The following is a 17,982-nucleotide window of genomic DNA, read 5'->3' on the forward strand; positions in this document are numbered from 1 at the left end:
AATGCAAAAAAAAGAGAAAGCTATATTACAAGTTAAGTATCCAATCATTACATCTTATACGTCCGATGCACATATGCTGGCTATACTCAATAATTACCCATATACGGAAGGGTGGATATTTAATAATTACATTAATTTATGGGGAGAAGAACCGTCATATAATAATCAATTTTCAATGTTAAGATTTCACTCTTGGTTAATTAGAAGAGTGTGCCCTTATTTTAAAATAAATTATTTTGATAAGGTTTTTTTTGTTTCAGATATAGTTGAATTTATTATTTCAAAAATTGATTCAGGCAATTATGTTATTATATTGTATGATCAATATTATATTCCGAATTCAAGAAATTATAATAAGAACCATTTTGAACACGAAATGTTGATTTATGGTTATGATCGATTAAATGAAATGTTTTTGGTTGCAGATTTCTTCGAAAATGGTAAATATTCATTTGAAACTACACCATTTAATTGTGTTGAAAGTGCAATACTAAGTGTATTAGAATCAGAATTATTCTCATGTAGTGAAATAGAATTCTACAACGCAAATTATAAATTTAATGATTATTTTTTGTATAATTCACTAAATAATTTTCTGTATTCCCTAAATACAGTAGCAGAAGGCGAAAATGTTATTATTGCGGATTATGAATTAGAACAAATACAACAAGGTCGGTATATATTTGGTGTAAAAACTTACAGTCTATTGAAGCAAACATTATCGAAAGTATTGCATGATGGAATAGATTTCAATGACATTAGGCCATTACATGTAATCTCTGATCATAAGCTAATGATGTGTGAACGATTAAAGTATTTAGCAAATGCAGGTGTAATAGAAACTAATGATTCTATTATAGATGAATATTTGAACATAAAGAATATAAGTTTAACTAATCGCAATCGTTATTTGAAATTTTTGATTACAAAGGATTATAGGCTAATAAAGGAAATTATTTTTAATATAGATAAAATGGAATCATTGGAAATTAAAGCGATAACTCACCTCGTCAATAAATTATCTGCGAATTATTGAATTATTTAGCAGGTAGCATTTTTAAAATTTCCACGATGATTTTGTGGTATTATTTCAATGATATTAGCCCCAGGGAAATTTGAACGCATAATCATAACTTCTCTATTTAAATGAACCATGATGATTTGCTTGAAGCCTGCATCATATAATGGTTTAATGGGCAGAGTATCTCGTAACCCTCCATCGACATACTTGTTACCGTCAATTTCTTCTACTCCATATATAATGGGAAGATCTGAAGAAGCGAGAAGAATAGATTGTAAACGATTAGAGTGACAATGGTTAGATTGAAATAAGACGACTTCAAAAACGAGAGCTCACAGCAAGTTGCGAATCCTTTTATTTTTGAATTGCATATGTATTCCAAATTTAGATTTTCATCAATGATTTGCTTCATTCCATCACGGGGAAATATGCCATGACGGTGTTTTTCATGCTAACAATCTACCGAAGCAAGCAGTGAATGATTGAAAACGTAGAGCAGCGATCTCTAATAACAGGAGAATCACTGCTCTACTTTATTTTTACTATTTTCCAAAAAAGAAGCTATCGCCTTCGTAGAATACTACTTATGGGATAGCTCTATTTATTTCTAGAATAAGAAAAAATACAGGAAATATATAAATATACAGATTTATGGAATGATATTGAGGATTTTGTTATGGTAATGATATTAAAATAATAATTCATGAAAAGAAAGGGCTGGTCGCTATGAATAAAATGTATCCTTTAACACACGAAAATACCATTCGATCTTTACGAGGAATTTCTGTATCATTTTTCAATTTTCAAACTTGGTGATGGGCATTATGCCTATTACATTAAATTTCACCATAGTATCTCCGATGGTTGGTCGCTAAAGTTACTTACAGAACAGATAAATAATTATTACAATGATTTCAGAAATAATAGTGATAGTGCTTACGAGGATAATGACTCTTATATTCACTTATTAGAAAATGAGACAAAATATTCATTGTCCGAAAGAGCAATGAGTGACAAGAAATTTTGGGTGGACAGATATCAGGATTTTTTGGAAGCTTACACCGGATGAGTCCTAAGCAATACCATGAAGCATGGAGAGCAGGCACGTTGTAAGCTGTAGAGATCCTCCTGTAGTGTATAACCCCAAAAACTCAAAAACTGCGAAAAACAGAGATTTCAACAGAAAGACTCCATAATTAGTGGGCCGAACCGTAAAGATACAGATCCGGGCTATTTATGAAGGGTACAACTAGACCGTGAGCTACCGACGTATCCAAGATGAACTCTGGCGCAGGAACAGGCTTATCGGTAATCAAAAGAAGGTTTTACGCCCCATGAGAGAACTGGGAATTCAAGCAGTCATCCGTCGGAAACGGACATATCGTACGAGCCAAGAGGCTGCGATAAGCGATGGACGTATTACAGAGAATCTGTTGAAATAAGGTTTTACAGCCACAAAACCAAATAAAAAATGGGGTAACCGATGAGACTCGGTATAGCGTAGAGAACGAAAAAGTATATCTTTCAGCGATTAAAGTTCTGTATAGAAACGATATTGTTACCAACCATCTTAGCGGAAATAATGCTAATCCCATGGTTCTGGAGACCTTCCGAAAAGCGTTCGATAGACATAAGGACGTAACCGGCTTGATTGTTCACAGCGATCAAGGTTCCCATCACATGTCCAATGATTACCACAACATGCTGCCAAAGATTTACGCCCGAATCAGCATATCTCGCGTAGGTAATTGTTATGACAATGCTTCCTAGAGAGCTTCTTTTCCCATCTCAAGGTAGAGTAACTCTATCTTTATGACATACGAAGTATAGTTGAAGCATAAAGAAGAATCGAAAAATTCATCCGATTCTATAACAAAGAACGAGTACAACGAAAGCTGAAAATACTGGCGCCGATAGACGTATTGGTGTCAGTTAATGGGCTATGGTTTTTTCCAATGTCCAATAAATGAGGTTTTGACCAGGGATCAGTTTAGGTTTTTTTATTTTTTGTCAATGAAAATTGCATAAAACGCCGACAGATGTAACGATATTCTTTCTCTTATGTTGTTCAATAGTGAAAGGTGGACATGGCGGTAGACCTCCGTCCCGAAAATTCCTAAAAGCATGATGTCCAGGATGACGAGATCAAAACTGGCCTTGCTTAAGCTGCTCCAGCGCCGCTTCGTCATCATAGACCGATTCGAATTCCATGAGTTCCGCCAAAAGATAAGCAGAGATGCTCTGTACACATTGTCGTCGCAGATCAATACTCTAATCTTCGCCTACATGGTTATCTGCCTGTCTGAAGTAAAAAATTGCGGGTTTCTCAAATTTATATTGACATGATCGGAGAAAAAGATAATGCGGCGGCGGTTCACTGTATGTCCGAATGGAAGGCATTACCGCTGCGGAATTGACTTGTTATGCACAAACTTTTGATATCAAAGGGATAAATTCACAAAAAGTTCACTAAATTCCAGCAAAATTCGACAATATATGCCAGACTTTTAAGTTAAACTTAAAAATACCATTATGTATCGTTAAAAGTCTATTGTCCTATGGATTTCCAAAACATGCAGTATTCATTGATTCCTATAACCTAAGCAAAGAGGTCCTGAAGCTATGATAAATTGCAAAAGCGATACGAGACTTTATCCGTTAACCCATCCTCAGAAGAGAATCCTTTATTTGGAAAATATCTATCCCGCCACTTCTTTGTACAATATTGGTGGAACAATTAGAATCAAAGGATTCGTTGATTTCATGTTACTTGAGAAATCGATTCATATCCTGATCGAACGGAACGAAGGATTACGGCTTAAGTTTATTCAGGCTGATGGAGAAGTCAGGCAGTTCGTAGCTTGCTATGATCCTATACATCTTGAATATATAGACTTTTCACAATGTCTTGATCCTGAAGCCGAATTGAAAAAGTGGGCTGAAGCAGAAGCTGAAAAGCCTTTTGTGTTGGAGGATAGCCAACTATTTTATTTTGCTATGTTCAAATTGTCTGACAGTGTGAACGGTTATTATGTCAAACTTCATCATATTGTTGCTGACGGCTGGTCCATTCATATTATGACGGAACAAATTACAGAACATTATATGAAGCTACTGAATGATGAATCAATAAATTTTAACTCACATTCTTATATTGAATATATAGATTCCGAGAAGAAATATTTACTGTCAGACCGCTTCCAGAAAGATAAGCTGTACTGGTGCGAGAAGTTCAGGGATTTAACGAGTCTCGATTTGAACAAAAGTTCAAATAGCATCTCCGGCCGACGAATGACATTTGAACTTGAAACAGGCTTATCTGCAAGAATCAAGGAATTTACCGACTTGCGGAACATTTCACTCAATACATTTTTTGTATCTTTATATTTGATTTATCTATACAGGACCACACAGCAAGAAAATTTTGTTGTAGGAACTCCTGTTATGGGCAGATCTGGGAAAAAGGAAAAAAATATATTTGGAATGTTCACAAGCACAATGCCATTCCGATTCACCTTCGAGAGAAATTTTACAGTTAATGAGATGATAATGAGCGTCAATGAACAGCTCATGGGATGTTATTTTCATCAAAAATATCCTTATGACTTGCTGGTACAGGATTTGGAACTGAAACGCAAGGGCTATGACAACCTATTTCAGACATGCGTGAATTATTACAATACAAGACTTAATCAAGAACTCAACGGTTCGCCGATTGAGAACATTGAATTTTATAATGGCAACCAGATCTATGCTCTGCAACTGGTGATTAAAGATTGGTCCTCTACGCAAGGCTTGACTTTGGATTTTGATTACAAGCTGCATGTCTATTCTGAAGAACAGATCACTGAATTGTATTCTCGGTTGATGAAATTGATTTATCAAATGCTGGAATGTCCTGAAGGAGAAATAGATCGTTTAGCTTTAATCGGCGTTGAAGAGGAAATGGGATTATTATATGAGTTTAATGCTACACGAGCAAAATATCCCAAAGATAAACTTATATATGAGCTGTTTCAGGAACAGGTGTGCAAAACGCCTGATCGGATCGCAGTTAGCTTTAAAGGGAAAGGGCTTACATATTTGGAATTGAACTTTAGGTCCAACCAGCTTGCACGCTATTTAATTGATCAAGGAACAGGCGCTGAAACGGTTATTGGACTGATGACCACGCATTCTATGGAAACTGTTATAGGCATCATGGGTATCCTGAAGGCTGGGGGGACTTATCTCCCTATTGATACCGACTATCCACAGGAGCGGATAGTCTATATGCTCAAAGACTCGAAGTGCAGTTTGCTGCTCACTAATGTAGAAGTTAGCTTTAATTTTGGAGAAAATGTGGAAGTGGTCATCCTTGATAATCTAAGGCTCAACGCAGGTAATGGAACGAACCTGAAATCCCGAAGCACTCCCCAGAATGTGGCTTACATTATTTACACCTCCGGTTCGACCGGGCAGCCCAAGGGAACGATGATTGAACACCGAGGTCTGGTTAATTATATTTGGTGGGCCCGAAAAATCTACGCTCCAGGTAAAGATGAGGTGTTTGCTTTATATTCGTCGCTGGCCTTTGATTTGACAATCACCTCAATTTTTACTCCCTTAATAAGTGGTAACCGGATTATTGTGTACAACGGGAATGACGATGAACAGGAGTATGTATTGTATCGAATTATACGGGATAATCTGGCAACCGTAATCAAATTGACTCCTGCACATTTAGCCTTGCTGAAGGAGTTGGATAATCGAAACTCATCTGTCAGAAGATTTATAGTAGGCGGAGAAGATTTGAAGACACATCTGGCTAAAGAAATCCATGAAAGCTTTGAGGGTAATGTTGATATATTTAATGAGTACGGACCTACTGAGACAGTCGTAGGCTGTATGATACATAAATATGAGTACGGGTTCGATAGCAAGATTTCAGTTCCAATAGGGATACCGGCTGATAATGTACAGATTTATATTCTGGATAAACAATTGAACCCTGTTTCTCCGAATATAACGGGTGAAATTTATATTTCAGGAGATGGGATCGCCAGAGGCTATGTGAACAGACTTGAACTGACAAAAGAAAAATTTCTTGCAAACCCGTATATAAATGGAGCTAAAATGTACAAGACCGGTGATCTGGCCCGCTTCTTAAGCAACGGAATTGTTGAGTATGTAGGAAGGGCCGACCAGCAAGTCAAAATTCGCGGTTACCGGATTGAATTGGGCGAGATTGAAGCCATTATTTTGAGCCATGAATCTATTAAACAAACTGTTTTAATCGATCTTGAAGATCAAAACCATAACAAATATCTGTGCGCGTACATCGTTACCAAACTCGAGGCTAGGGTGTTTGAAAGCGATATCAGAAGATTCCTGCGGCAGTATTTACCTGAATATATGGTTCCCTCTCACATTATTGAACTGGAGCAAATTCCGTTGACCCTCAACGGAAAAGTTAACAGAGAGCTGTTACCTTCACCACTAAATCAATCAGTACATCCTACGGAAAGCATCACCCACAGAAATGAGCAGGAAAGAGTTCTTGCTGCAGAGCTTTGTGAAATTTTGAACTTGAAGCAAGTAAGCATGAAGCATAACTATTACCACCTTGGGGGAGATTCGATCAAAGCGATACAAATTGCTTCCAAGTTAAGCGGGTACGGCTTCAAGATTACCGTCAAAGATATTCTCTCCCACCCAATCATCGAGGAAATGGCATTATGCATACAAAAGAAAAAAATAGCCATCGCTCAACGTGGCCTTTGTCAGGGAACTGTCAAATCTACACCTGTTGTATCGTGGTTTATGTCGCAGAATTTCATCTGCCGGAATCATTACAACCAGAGTATTTTGCTGGAAGTAGGCCGGGAGATCGGAACCACGCAACTGGAGACTATAATGTATCAACTGATCGCACATCACGATGCTTTAAGGCTCAATTATCATCCGCGAAAACAGGAAATGTATTACAATAATGAACATTTAAACAACCCTTATTTGATTCCAGAATATATACTTTCTGTTCTGCCGCCTTCCGCTCAAAGCGATGCAATGCAAAATATGGCTGAACAGATAAAAGGTAGCCTGGATATCGAGAAGGATCTTCTGATCAAGGCCTGTATTTTTATAACAGGCAGTCTTAAGAACAAGCTTTTAATTACCGCCCATCACCTGGTAGTTGATGCTGTGTCCTGGCGAATAATACTTGAAGATATGGCCAATATGCTTAAGCAAATTAGTCTTGGTCAACCGTTGACGCTTCCTGACAAGGGCCACTCCTATCAGGAATGGGCCATTGCGTTAGAATACTACGGGAGCAGACTGCTGACAGAAGAACTGTTGTATTGGGAAGAGTTGCTGAACAAGGATTTTCATTTTCCGATTGAATATGATTTGGGTCCAGATACCGTCAGCAGTTTGCAGACATTCTCCTCCCAACTTAGCAAGCAAGATACTGGAAGGCTGATGATGGAAGCCAATGTGGCTTATCGTACGGAACCAAGGGATATCTTAATTGCCTCTCTGGCCAGAACCATAGAACAATTAACCGGAATCAGTGAGATTGTCATCGAACTTGAAGGCCACGGCAGGGAGGATATTGCAGAGGATATCAACGTTTCGCGGACGGTAGGTTGGTTTACATCTTTCTTCCCGCTCTATATTTCTCGGAGCAGCGATGATTTGGAAATTAATATAAAAGAAGTTAAAGAAAGTATCCGACGAATTCCGGGCAATGGCATCAACTTCGGTGTGCTCAAATATCTGACTGGTGCTTTTAGAGAAGAAATTAACAGGAATATCCGGTTTAATTATCTAGGAGATTTCACGGCAGACTATAGACCCGGGGAAATGGAGCTTCTGACTGAACAGTCAGATGGGGATATCGGAAGTGATAACCATTTATCTTGTCTTATTGATATCAATTGTCTGGTGGTCGGCAGTGAGTTGAAGGTCATGATTTCATCCAGTAGCAACAAATTTTCTGAGTCCTTGATGAAAAGATTCTTACATATTTATATGGATAATCTAACAATGATTATTAACCATTGCTGCGATAAGAAAACTGTTGAATTTACCCCTTCTGATTTCGATACGCTGGATATTACCACTGAGGAACTCGAGAGTCTGTTTAATTGATTAAGAATGAATTGTGAGGTCTGAGCTATGCAAAAGCGAATAGTTGCTGCTGTCTTGCTGGCAATCTTTGTTGTCTTGATGCCGGTTTCACTTATGGTAAAGGCTGAAAGTCAATCTGTCAGTTCGGAGAAACAAATCAAGCGGTCCGAAAACGAATTTTCCAGGATAGAATCGCAGATCCGTATGAATATGAAAAAGGGGAAGATTCCGGGTTTATCGGTAGTAATCATCGACGGAAATAAAACGGTGTACAGTAAAGGATTCGGCTATTCCGACACAGCAACCCAAAAAAAGGTAACCCCGGATACCCTGTTCGAACTAGGTTCGACAAGCAAAGCATTTACCGGGCTTGCAGTCCTAAAGCTCGAAAAAGAAGGATACCTGAATTTAAGCAACCCGGTATCGCAATATATTCCATGGTTCAAAATGAAATTCACAGGCAAGCACAACGGTCAGAAGATTCATGGTGACGTAGAGATCACGTTGGAACAGTTGCTGCACCATACGAGTGGAATACCCTTTAAATCGATTGGCGATATCCCTGCTTCTGAGGAGAACGATGCTCTTGAGCAAAATATCAGGAAATTGACCGGAAAAGAACTGGACTTCTATCCTGGCTCCGAGTTTCTGTACGCCACTATTAACTATGACATTCTCGGATTGGTCATTCAGCAAGTGACAGGGGGCAGTTATGAAGAATATATCGACGAAAAAATACTGAAGCCGCTGGGTATGAACAACACCTTCTTGTTCAGAGAAGAAGCAATGAACCACGACTTTTCAAAAGGATTTAAATATCACTTTCTGGGAGCATCGGAATATAACGCGCCGATGTATCGGGGGAACACTCCGGCAGGCTACATTATTACGAACGTCAATGATCTTTCCGCATGGCTGAAATTTCAGTTGGGAAACTTGGCTATACCTGGACTTGACACTGCTCTGGTAGAAGCTTCTCATGTACCGGATCGAACAGTCACGCCGGATCTCAACGGCTCTTCATATGCTGCGGGCTGGTCGGTTTTTCAAGATGGAACCGGAGAAATCGCTCATTACGGTACCAATCCTAATTTTTCCTCATCCCTTATCATTCGGCCGAATGATAAGGTAGGCGTAGCCATTCTGGCAAATATCAACACAATATATACAGGCAGAATTGCAGAAGACATCATGAGTATTCTTCAAGGAGAAGTAAACGAGAATGATAGCATCACGGATATTTTTAAATCAGTCGACGCGCTAGCGACGGCCATCGTCTTTGGGTCTGTACTATTCATCGTCATGTCATTGGGGTTCCTTGGGGTATTGGTATACGAAATTTGCCGTGGAAAAAGGAGATATAACGGTCAGTTCTCACGCAACCTGAAGAAAATACTATATCTTACCTTATTTGTTATTTCCGTAGGATTCTGCCTTTATAAGATACCAAACATTATATTCTGGGAGCTGAATTGGGATTTCGTGAAGGTTTGGGCTCCACAAAGCTTTCTCATCTCTGTCAGACTTCTTCTAGTAGCCATTGTAATTTTCTGTTTATATTATTTTGTTTCCAGTGTCTATTCGGATTATGGCAAAAACCATTTGTTCCTTATCTCTGTAGTCAGCGTTCTGAGCGGCTTCGGAAATTCACTAATCATTTTTGTCATTAATGAGTCGCTGAACAGAGAAAAGAGCCTGGAAAGCGGATTATGGTTGTACTTCATTGCCGGAATTATTCTATATATTTGCGGGCAGAAGGTGGTCCGAACCAAGCTGGTAACCTGGACCAACGAACTGGTTTACAGTAAAAGAGTCGGGTTGATTAATGGCCTTTTGCGGACACGCTTTCAAAAATTTGAGACCATTGAGAACGGGAAAATACACGCCGGACTAAACAATGATCCAGAGATCATAAGCAATGTTGTAAATATTATTATTGCCGGAGTAACCAATCTGGTGACTTTAATTAGCTGCTTCCTTTATATGGGTATGATTAATTTCTATGGATTAATGTTATCGGTCGCCATCATCCTTTGTGCAGCAGGGCTGTACTTTATCGTTGGCAGATCAACGCATAAACTGTGGGAGCAGACGAGAGATATTCAGGACTTTTTTTTCCGGTTTGTAAACGATTTAATTAACGGATTCAAGGAACTGGCGCTTCACTCAGGAAAAAAAGCTGAATTCAAGAAAAACATGGTAGAGACCTGCGATGAATATAAGCAGAAGCGGATTCTCGGCGACATAAATTTTGCGAATGCGTTCATTGTAGGTGAGTTGTTATTCACGTTTGCGATTGGCTCGGTAGCATTTTTCTTTCCGATTATTTTCACAGATATGCAGAATACCACTTTACGCAGCTACATTTTCATTTTTCTATATATGACCGGTCCGGTTAACGGGCTCCTCAATGTTATCCCACAAATATTGAGGGTTAAAGTAAGCTGGAGACGCTTGAATGAATTTCATGATTCGTTGCAGAGCGAAGCGGTTGAAGAAACAACAGGCGAGCAGGTTTATTATGAAGCTGGCAATCCCAACCGGGGTTTTTCGGCCATAGAGCTGAAAAACGTGGAGTACACATACCAAACAGATGAACAGGAGAGCTTCACGGTAGGACCAGTCAATATATCCTTTAAACCAGGAGAAATCACCTTCATTACAGGGGGGAACGGCAGTGGCAAATCGACACTGGCCAAATTGATTATAGGCTTATATAAACCAAATCAGGGCGAAATCCTCCTTAATGGCCAATCCATTGAGGAGATGGAGTTGTCCCAGAAATATTCCGCAATATTCAGCGATTTCTACTTGTTCAACAAACTTTATGGGATTGATTATGTCAAGCGAGAAGAGGAAATAGTTAAATATCTGAAGCTGTTGAATATAGACGACAAAGTGAATATTACGGACGGAGTATTCAGTACGACCAAACTCTCGACCGGGCAGAAAAAGAGATTGGCGTTACTGGTAAGCTACCTTGAAGACCGCCCCGTTTATCTTTTTGATGAATGGGCGGCTGACCAGGATCCTGAATTCAGAAAATTTTTCTATAATACTTTGCTTATTGATCTAAAAAATATGGGAAAATGCGTAATCGCTATAACCCATGACGACAGATATTTCGATATAGCGGATCAGATGGTCAAGCTAGAGCGAGGCAAGGCTTTGGAGCAGACCGAGCCCTTACTGGTTGCACATATTTAAGTATTTAACATTAGGGAGGAGACGTATCATCCATGGCAAGGTGCGTATTTTTCATTAATCCTTTTTACGGGCATATCAACCCCACGCTAAGCCTGGTAAAGGAGTTGGTAAACAGCGATGAAGAAGTAATCTATTATTCACTGAACAAATTCAAAGACTTGGTTGAGGGTGCGGGGGCAATCTACAAGGAATATCACAAAAGGTATGGGAATAGCATTTTCAATTGGGATCGAATAGATGACCCTGCCAAGGAGAGAGGAGATAACCGTTTACTGGAATACCATTATGGAAAACACTCTTTTATCTTCACAGACTCCTGTAAGCAGATCGTTGATGATTTTGTTGAACAACTGGCAGACATCAAGGTGGATTATATTATATACGATTATTTTGATGCAGTGTGGGGCAAACAGGTTGCCCTTAAATTGGGTATACCAGCGATTTCTACGGTTCCATCCTTTGCTATAAGCAAAAAGATGGTAGAACGGATCAGTGATGAACAATTCCAGAACCAGTATTTACGCTTATCGGGAATGCAAGCCGGGGAACTTGGGGGCGGATCGAAAAGAACGCTCGAACTGGTAGAGCAGACCATAAGGTTTAAGTATAGGCAAAGAGATTTTTCCATATACGATTACGGCAATTCCGAATTGCTTAATATTGTGTTTACCTCGAAATATTTTCAGCCATACGGTGAAGCGTTTGACGATACCTTTGCCTTTGTTGGAGCGTCGGTTGAGCACAGAGACGGGGAATACCCATTCTCTATCGAATTCCCCGATGATAGGCAATTGATTTATATTTCGTTAGGGACAACCAAGGCAAATGAAAATGAACATTTTTATCAGGATTGCATTAAGGCTTTTAGCGGGATGGAAGTAAATGTTCTGATGTCGGTCGGTGACAATATTGACATCCACTCGTTAGGAGAGGTACCTGAGAATGTTATCGTCAGGCAGTCTGCACCGCAGCTTCAAGTATTGGAACATGCGGCACTCTTTATTACCCACGGTGGGATGAACAGCGTGACTGAGGCACTGCACTATGAAGTGCCGATGCTGTTATTCCCGCAGCATGGAGACCAGTATGCCAATGCGAGCCGTGTAATCGAATTAGGTGCAGGAATCATCCTGGAAGGAAATGCCCCGAATTTTCATGAACAGATCAGAGAAGCGGCCTTGGCCGTACTCGAAGACGGCATATATAAATATAATGCCGGACAAATATCGGAAACTTTGCGAAGCTCAGGAGGAGTTAAAAAGGCTGTGGGAAAAATCACTATCTTGAAAGAGCAAGGAATTATTTCAATATAATCATTATATCTTTTTTTGGAGGGAAATATGAAAGTTACATTACTAGCTTTATACACGGAAGGAATGCAACTTTGGCAGGAAGAAATAGGATTATGTTCTCTTGCCTCTTTTCTAAGAAGAGCGGGATACGAAGTTCAACTCATAAGCTATCTGGAAAGCGATATTGACTATAAAGAAATCCTTGATTTCAAGCCCGATCTGCTAGGAATTTCACTGTATGATATCAATAAAAATGCTGCGTACAGAGTAAGTGGTAAATTACGTCAGCTCATGCCGGAGTTGTTTCTCTGCTTCGGTGGAAATCTGCCGACATATTTCGATGAAGGAATTCTGGAAGAATGCAAAGATGTTGACTTTGTTATTAGAGGAGAAGGCGAGAACGTCTTGTTGGAGGTTGTATCCAAGAGTGATCTTAAAGCTTCGATGAGGGAAATTAAGGGGGTGACCTTCAGAGAGGGAGAACAAATTATTGTTAATGAAAGCCAGGAGTTGATCTGTGATTTGGACAGCCTGCCTTTTCCGGCAAGAGATTTGCTGATCCAGAATCATTCGAAATCCGCACAGATTTCAACCTCCAGAGGCTGCAAGGCCAAATGTACCTTTTGTGCCTCCCAGTTATTCTGGAAACGCTGGCGAGGTCGCAGCGTTAAGAACATTGTGGATGAGCTTGAGTACATTGTGAATACCTACGGTATCCGAACTTTTAATTTTATTGACGGAAGCTTCGAGGATCCTGGTGATGATTCGGATCGTCTCTGGCAAATCGCTCGTGAAATTGTTGACCGGAAATTATTCATCTCCTATTTCTGCCATATGCGAGCCGAGTTCTACAAGAATGCAAGCGATGAGCAGCTAAGGTTACTTAAGGAATCGGGGCTTTGCGGTGTTTGCACAGGGTTAGAATCTGGAAATAAACGTGACCTGAGGCTATACGGAAAGATTGCTAACCATTACGACATGGATAGGGCTATTCATATATTTAACGAATACGGAATCAATATCGAACCGGGATTCATCAATTTCAATCCTTATTCTACGTTGGAAGGATTGCGTGAAAACATCCAATTTCTTGAAAAGTACGGGTTTGCCTCCAATATAGAGCATATTTCTACTATATACAAAATGTATAAAGGGACGAGATTGTACGATGTCATTAGAGCCGATGGCCTACTGAAGCCTGATAAATTTAATGAATTTGGATATAAATTTAGGGATCGACGGGTTGAAGTGCTATTTCAAAAGGTTCACAAGTTTATCATGAACAATGACGATCAGGGCATTGTGGATTTATTCGGTAAACTGGTCTATTTCACTACTAAACAATGGACGCTCACAAATTACTATAAACGGATACTACTGGACAGGGGGTCTACAGATGCTGTTGATGCTATAACGGAATTTGAACTCGCAGGCATGCAATACAGAGACAATTTAAACAGTACGATAGCAAACTGGTTCAACGAATTACTTGATTTGGCTGAAAACCAGTGGAGTGAGGAGCAGTCGGATAAAATCACTGGCAATTACTTAAACAAGCAATATATCACAGATATACTAAAAAGTTTTCAAAAAGCAAAAACGGCGCTATACAAGAATTTGATTAAGTATGATATGAACTTTTTAACTAATACTATCGATTTTATCTAGAGAGGAGGGAGGCTGTCTTGATCAAAATTTCCAAGCAAATGCTGGACAGAATGACCAAGAAATTTGGAGCCGATGTGGATAGCCTGGTATTTGTGGGTGGAGGAAAAGAGGAATCGGACGGTATCCTTTATAGTTATAGCTCCGGTTCCAAGGAGATGGTTCTCAAGATTCTATCTATTCCGAAGGAAAATGCCGATACAGCATTCGAAGAAATGGAAGAACGTACTCGGTTTGTAAATTATCTAGGAAGACAAGGTATGGACATCGCTTATCCGGTAAAAAACAAAAATAACAATATCATTGAAACGATAGAAACAGAAGAATATATTCTGGCAGCTTATGAGATGAACAGAGTCTACGGCAATATTCCTCAAGCCCATGATTTTTCTAAAAACTTCTACATCCGATACGGGAAAATTATAGGAAAGCTTCACCAGCTCTCTAAGATCTATCCCAAGTGGAAAGGAAATGCACCGGATGGGGACAGTAAAGTGCTGCACTGGAGTGATGAATGGAAATTCTTTTATTCATGGTGCCAGGATTCAGAGGTGAAACGGGCATGGCAGAATATCAAAGCGGAACTGTCCTCCCTTCCTGTAACGCGTGATACCTTTGGTTTCATTCATAATGATCCTCATGTGGAAAATATTATGATAGAAAAGGGCCGAGTCGTTCTAATCGACTTCGATGTCGCCAATTTCCATTGGTTTATGAATGATATTGCTATAGCTTCGCAGTTTCTGATGTTTTCGACGACTGGAGGAATGGGTGCACCGTTTAAGGATATGGATAAATTGAAATCGTTCTATATGCATTTTATGAATGGTTACGAAACTGAAAATCATATGGATGCCATTTCACTAGATAAGTTAGAGCTATTTATCAATTACCGTAGATTGCTGATGTATACCATTTCACAGCATTGGCTGGAGTCGAATCCGGAGCAAAAGAAATCGTGGAAGCAGATGATTCTTAACAGTCCGTCGCTTCATTTGTTCAATTAACCAAAGCACAAGCGCATGTGGGGAAGCGAATTTGGATACGTTGAAAAACCGAATTGCCACACTACCAATCATGAGAGGCTATGATTCCATGGAACTTGTAAAGAAACTGGACAAGGGCAATGTCGAAGATATTGTAGCGGTAACTCCAATGCAGGCAAGCATGCTATTCCATTATTTCAGCGATCCTTCTAGCGGTATGTATTTCGATCAGTCCTGCTACAGATTGAAGGGCAAGATTAGTGCAGATGCGCTGGTTCAAGCATGGAATGTCGTAGTGCATAACAATGAAATTTTGCGGACCGTATTCCGTTGGCAGGGAATCAGGTTCCCACTACAGATTGTTCAGAAGGAATATGATCTTCCCATCACTCATTATCGGCTTAGTAATTTGAATACAATAGCTAGACAAAGAGACATTGAGAGCATCAGACTTGCGGATATCCAGCGGTTGGCAGATATAACGGATGAGCCCTTCCGGGTAATATTGTGTGAATTATCACCTGACGAGTACGAAATGATTGTAAGTACTCATCATGTTTTGTACGACGGCTGGAGTAATGCGTTGATGCTAAAAGAAGTATTGCAGGCTTATGGGGCTATTACCAACAATGAAGAGCCTAGACAGGTAAGAAAGCCAAGATATAAGGAGTTGGTCAGATGGTATCAGCGGCAGGATAAAGAGCATCATAAAAAATTCTGGAAAAATTACTTGAGGGAATATAAGCCGCAGACCTTGCATGAAGAAGTAAGGTACAGAAAAGCCGAGCGACCTGAAGAATATTCGTTGGTACTGGAGGATAGCCTGGTACAACAAATTCAAAGGTATTTACGAAGTAAGGAAATCACACTTGCTACCTTCATTTATGCCGTATGGGGCATATTGCTATATCAACAGAAAGGCCATAAAGATACCCTTATAGGAGTAACTCTCTCCGGTAGGACTCCAGACATTATTAATGTGGAATCAATGATCGGTTTGTTCATCAATACCCTTCCGCTTAGAATCACATTTGATTCAGAGAAGACTGCCGGTGAACTCCTCCATGATATTAACAACGACCTGTTGATTTTTAAAGAATATGAAGGAACCTCATTGTTGGATATTCACGACTGCGTAACGTCTCCACTTGACGGGCAGTTATTCGACACTCTAGTCGTCATTCAAAACTATCCGGTCGATAAAATTATTACCAATGAAGATGCTAATATTCAACTAAGCTTTGTATCTTCTTATTATTTGACAAATTTTAAACTAACGCTGAGTGTTAAAAATTTTAATGGCCTCCAACTGGATTTTAGTTTTACTAAAGACGATTACCGATTGGATGAAATTGAAGCAATGGGCCAACAGTTAGCCTCCCTTCTTGGCTGGATGGCCGCTGGAGATTACGATGAAATGGCTGTTTCAGATATAACTATGCTCTTGAATCAAAGAAAAAGTGAAGGATTATTCCGAATTCAGGAAACGATCCATCAACTTGATTCGATAGGAAGGATAAACTTCGATGAAATATTTTAGCGTACCTGCGGATTTCAAAAAAGAAACCATCGATAGATATGAGGCACTCAACAGACGGTACAAAGATGCCAAAGTGCTAGAAACCTACGGCCAATTAACATCGGTTGGCCTTGTGAATTCAGGCAGAGTTACGGAAGTGTTACCTAATGTCGATGTCAAAAGCTTTACCGAATATGTGTCCTACTCGAAGGATAAAGGTATTGACTTTAACTATACCCTGAATCCGTCTTGCTTAGGAAATATGGAGTTTTCGGAGGCAGGAATGGAGCAACTGATTGCTCAGCTTAAGCTCATCAAGAGCCTGGGTGTAGATTCGCTTACGCTTACCTCACCTCAACTGATGGAACTGGTGAAAGGCGTTGGCCTCGGATTTAAGATTAAAGCCTCGGCAATCTGTGAAATTACATCTCCCAGCAAAGCACTCTTCTATAAAAAAATGGGTGTGGAGAGAGTTGTTGTAGACCCGGATATTACAAGGAATTTCGAAAAGCTTAAAAATATTTGTAAGGGATTCGGCAGCGGAGTTGAGATTATCATCAACAATGTGTGCTACAAGGACTGCGCATACAAAATGTTTCATTATAACCACGAAGCGCATTGCACCAAAGATCATCCGGAGCAGACAATCAGGAATTATTATTTCAATCGATGCTCGATGCAAAAAGCGAGCGGATATAAAAATTCGGTCAGGCTGAACTGGATCAGGCCTGAGGATCTAAAATATTATACGGAGTCAGGAATATCGTACTTCAAGCTCCAGGGCCGGCAAAATATTGTAAATGGTGATGGCGCTAAGACACTTGAACATTATTTTAATGGAGACTTTGATGGCAATCTATTTGATTTGATTACTATGTTTGCACCGTATAATTCGTTCCAACCTTACATGGACAACAAGAAACTGGACGGATTCGTAAAGACGTTCTACGATCATCCGACATTTTGTAAAGACTTATGCGATTCGTGCAAATATTGCGAGAAATATGCTATGAAGTGTATTGACAGAAGCAGCGTGGAGGAATTAAACAAACAGGCATTAGATTTTTATACTGCCTATGATGACTACACGCATGGCATCCGAAGACATGTGCGGTCAACATCCCGAAATGAAGGTTTTACTAACACAGAGTTGGATTGTGAATTCGAATTCTAGGCCAG

General features: G+C 39.7%; 11 protein-coding genes and 1 pseudogene. 11 read left to right on the forward strand and 1 reads right to left on the reverse strand.

Translation table 11 applies throughout. The features are described 5' to 3' along the window. Position 1: 1 nt before the first annotated feature. The gene (locus MKX51_RS05750) at positions 2–1,036 is read left to right on the forward strand and encodes a hypothetical protein (protein ID WP_340991518.1); all 1,035 of its coding nucleotides are present in this window, start codon (positions 2–4) and stop codon (positions 1,034–1,036) included. A 5-nt stretch (positions 1,037–1,041) separates the two neighbouring features. On the opposite strand, the pseudogene MKX51_RS33135 reads toward MKX51_RS05750, so the two are convergent. Next, positions 1,042–1,314, reverse strand: a pseudogene (locus MKX51_RS33135) (patatin-like phospholipase family protein); the annotation flags it as partial. 464 nt (positions 1,315–1,778) lie between these two features. On the opposite strand from MKX51_RS33135, the gene MKX51_RS33140 reads away from it, so the two are divergent. The 10 genes from MKX51_RS33140 (at position 1,779) to MKX51_RS05785 (ending at position 17,977) form a co-directional block, all read left to right on the forward strand. Next, positions 1,779–2,090: a condensation domain-containing protein gene (locus tag MKX51_RS33140; protein ID WP_445322059.1), complete on the forward strand. Its 312-nt coding sequence runs from the start codon at positions 1,779–1,781 to the stop codon at positions 2,088–2,090. Positions 2,091–2,277: 187 nt separating this feature from the next. Continuing rightward, positions 2,278–2,463: a transposase gene (locus MKX51_RS33145; RefSeq protein ID WP_445321986.1), complete on the forward strand. Its 186-nt coding sequence runs from the start codon at positions 2,278–2,280 to the stop codon at positions 2,461–2,463. A 22-nt stretch (positions 2,464–2,485) separates the two neighbouring features. Continuing rightward, positions 2,486–2,791: a DDE-type integrase/transposase/recombinase gene (locus MKX51_RS33150; protein WP_445322060.1), complete on the forward strand. Its 306-nt coding sequence runs from the start codon at positions 2,486–2,488 to the stop codon at positions 2,789–2,791. An 852-nt stretch (positions 2,792–3,643) separates the two neighbouring features. Beyond that, positions 3,644–8,155 carry an amino acid adenylation domain-containing protein gene (locus tag MKX51_RS05755; protein WP_340991519.1) on the forward strand — a complete coding sequence of 1,504 codons (4,512 nt, stop codon included), beginning with the start codon at positions 3,644–3,646 and terminating at the stop codon, positions 8,153–8,155. A 27-nt stretch (positions 8,156–8,182) separates the two neighbouring features. Then, positions 8,183–11,341: a cyclic peptide export ABC transporter gene (locus MKX51_RS05760; RefSeq protein ID WP_340991520.1), complete on the forward strand. Its 3,159-nt coding sequence runs from the start codon at positions 8,183–8,185 to the stop codon at positions 11,339–11,341. A gap of 32 nt (positions 11,342–11,373) precedes the next feature. Beyond that, entirely contained in the window at positions 11,374–12,654 is a 1,281-nt protein-coding gene (locus MKX51_RS05765) for a macrolide family glycosyltransferase (protein ID WP_340991521.1), read from the forward strand. A gap of 27 nt (positions 12,655–12,681) precedes the next feature. Then, on the forward strand, positions 12,682–14,301 hold the full coding sequence (locus tag MKX51_RS05770; RefSeq protein ID WP_340991522.1) for a B12-binding domain-containing radical SAM protein: 1,620 nt from the start codon (positions 12,682–12,684) through the stop codon (positions 14,299–14,301). Between the two features lie 17 nt (positions 14,302–14,318). After that, entirely contained in the window at positions 14,319–15,305 is a 987-nt protein-coding gene (locus MKX51_RS05775; protein WP_340991524.1) for a phosphotransferase enzyme family protein, read from the forward strand. A gap of 31 nt (positions 15,306–15,336) precedes the next feature. Further along, positions 15,337–16,824, forward strand: coding sequence for a condensation domain-containing protein (locus tag MKX51_RS05780; protein WP_340991525.1), 1,488 nt, complete (start codon positions 15,337–15,339; stop codon positions 16,822–16,824). Further along, positions 16,811–17,977, forward strand: a complete 1,167-nt coding sequence (locus MKX51_RS05785; protein WP_340991526.1) for a U32 family peptidase — start codon at positions 16,811–16,813, stop codon at positions 17,975–17,977. The genes MKX51_RS05780 and MKX51_RS05785 overlap by 14 nt, the downstream gene beginning before the upstream one ends. Positions 17,978–17,982 lie beyond the last annotated feature (5 nt).

It is taken from the genome of Paenibacillus sp. FSL M7-0420, assembly GCF_038002345.1.
Lineage (GTDB): Bacteria > Bacillota > Bacilli > Paenibacillales > Paenibacillaceae > Paenibacillus_AQ.

Excerpts from the sequence above, each read along its gene's own strand:
- MKX51_RS05760 (WP_340991520.1), top strand. The coding sequence starts at position 8,183 with ATGCAAAAGCGAATAGTTGCTGCTGTCTTGCTGGCAATCTTTGTTGTC.
- MKX51_RS05755 (WP_340991519.1), top strand. The coding sequence starts at position 3,644 with ATGATAAATTGCAAAAGCGATACGAGACTTTATCCGTTAACCCATCCT.
- MKX51_RS05770 (WP_340991522.1), top strand. The coding sequence starts at position 12,682 with ATGAAAGTTACATTACTAGCTTTATACACGGAAGGAATGCAACTTTGG.
- MKX51_RS05765 (WP_340991521.1), top strand. The coding sequence starts at position 11,374 with ATGGCAAGGTGCGTATTTTTCATTAATCCTTTTTACGGGCATATCAAC.
- MKX51_RS05750 (WP_340991518.1), top strand. The coding sequence starts at position 2 with ATGCAAAAAAAAGAGAAAGCTATATTACAAGTTAAGTATCCAATCATT.
- MKX51_RS05785 (WP_340991526.1), top strand. The coding sequence starts at position 16,811 with ATGAAATATTTTAGCGTACCTGCGGATTTCAAAAAAGAAACCATCGAT.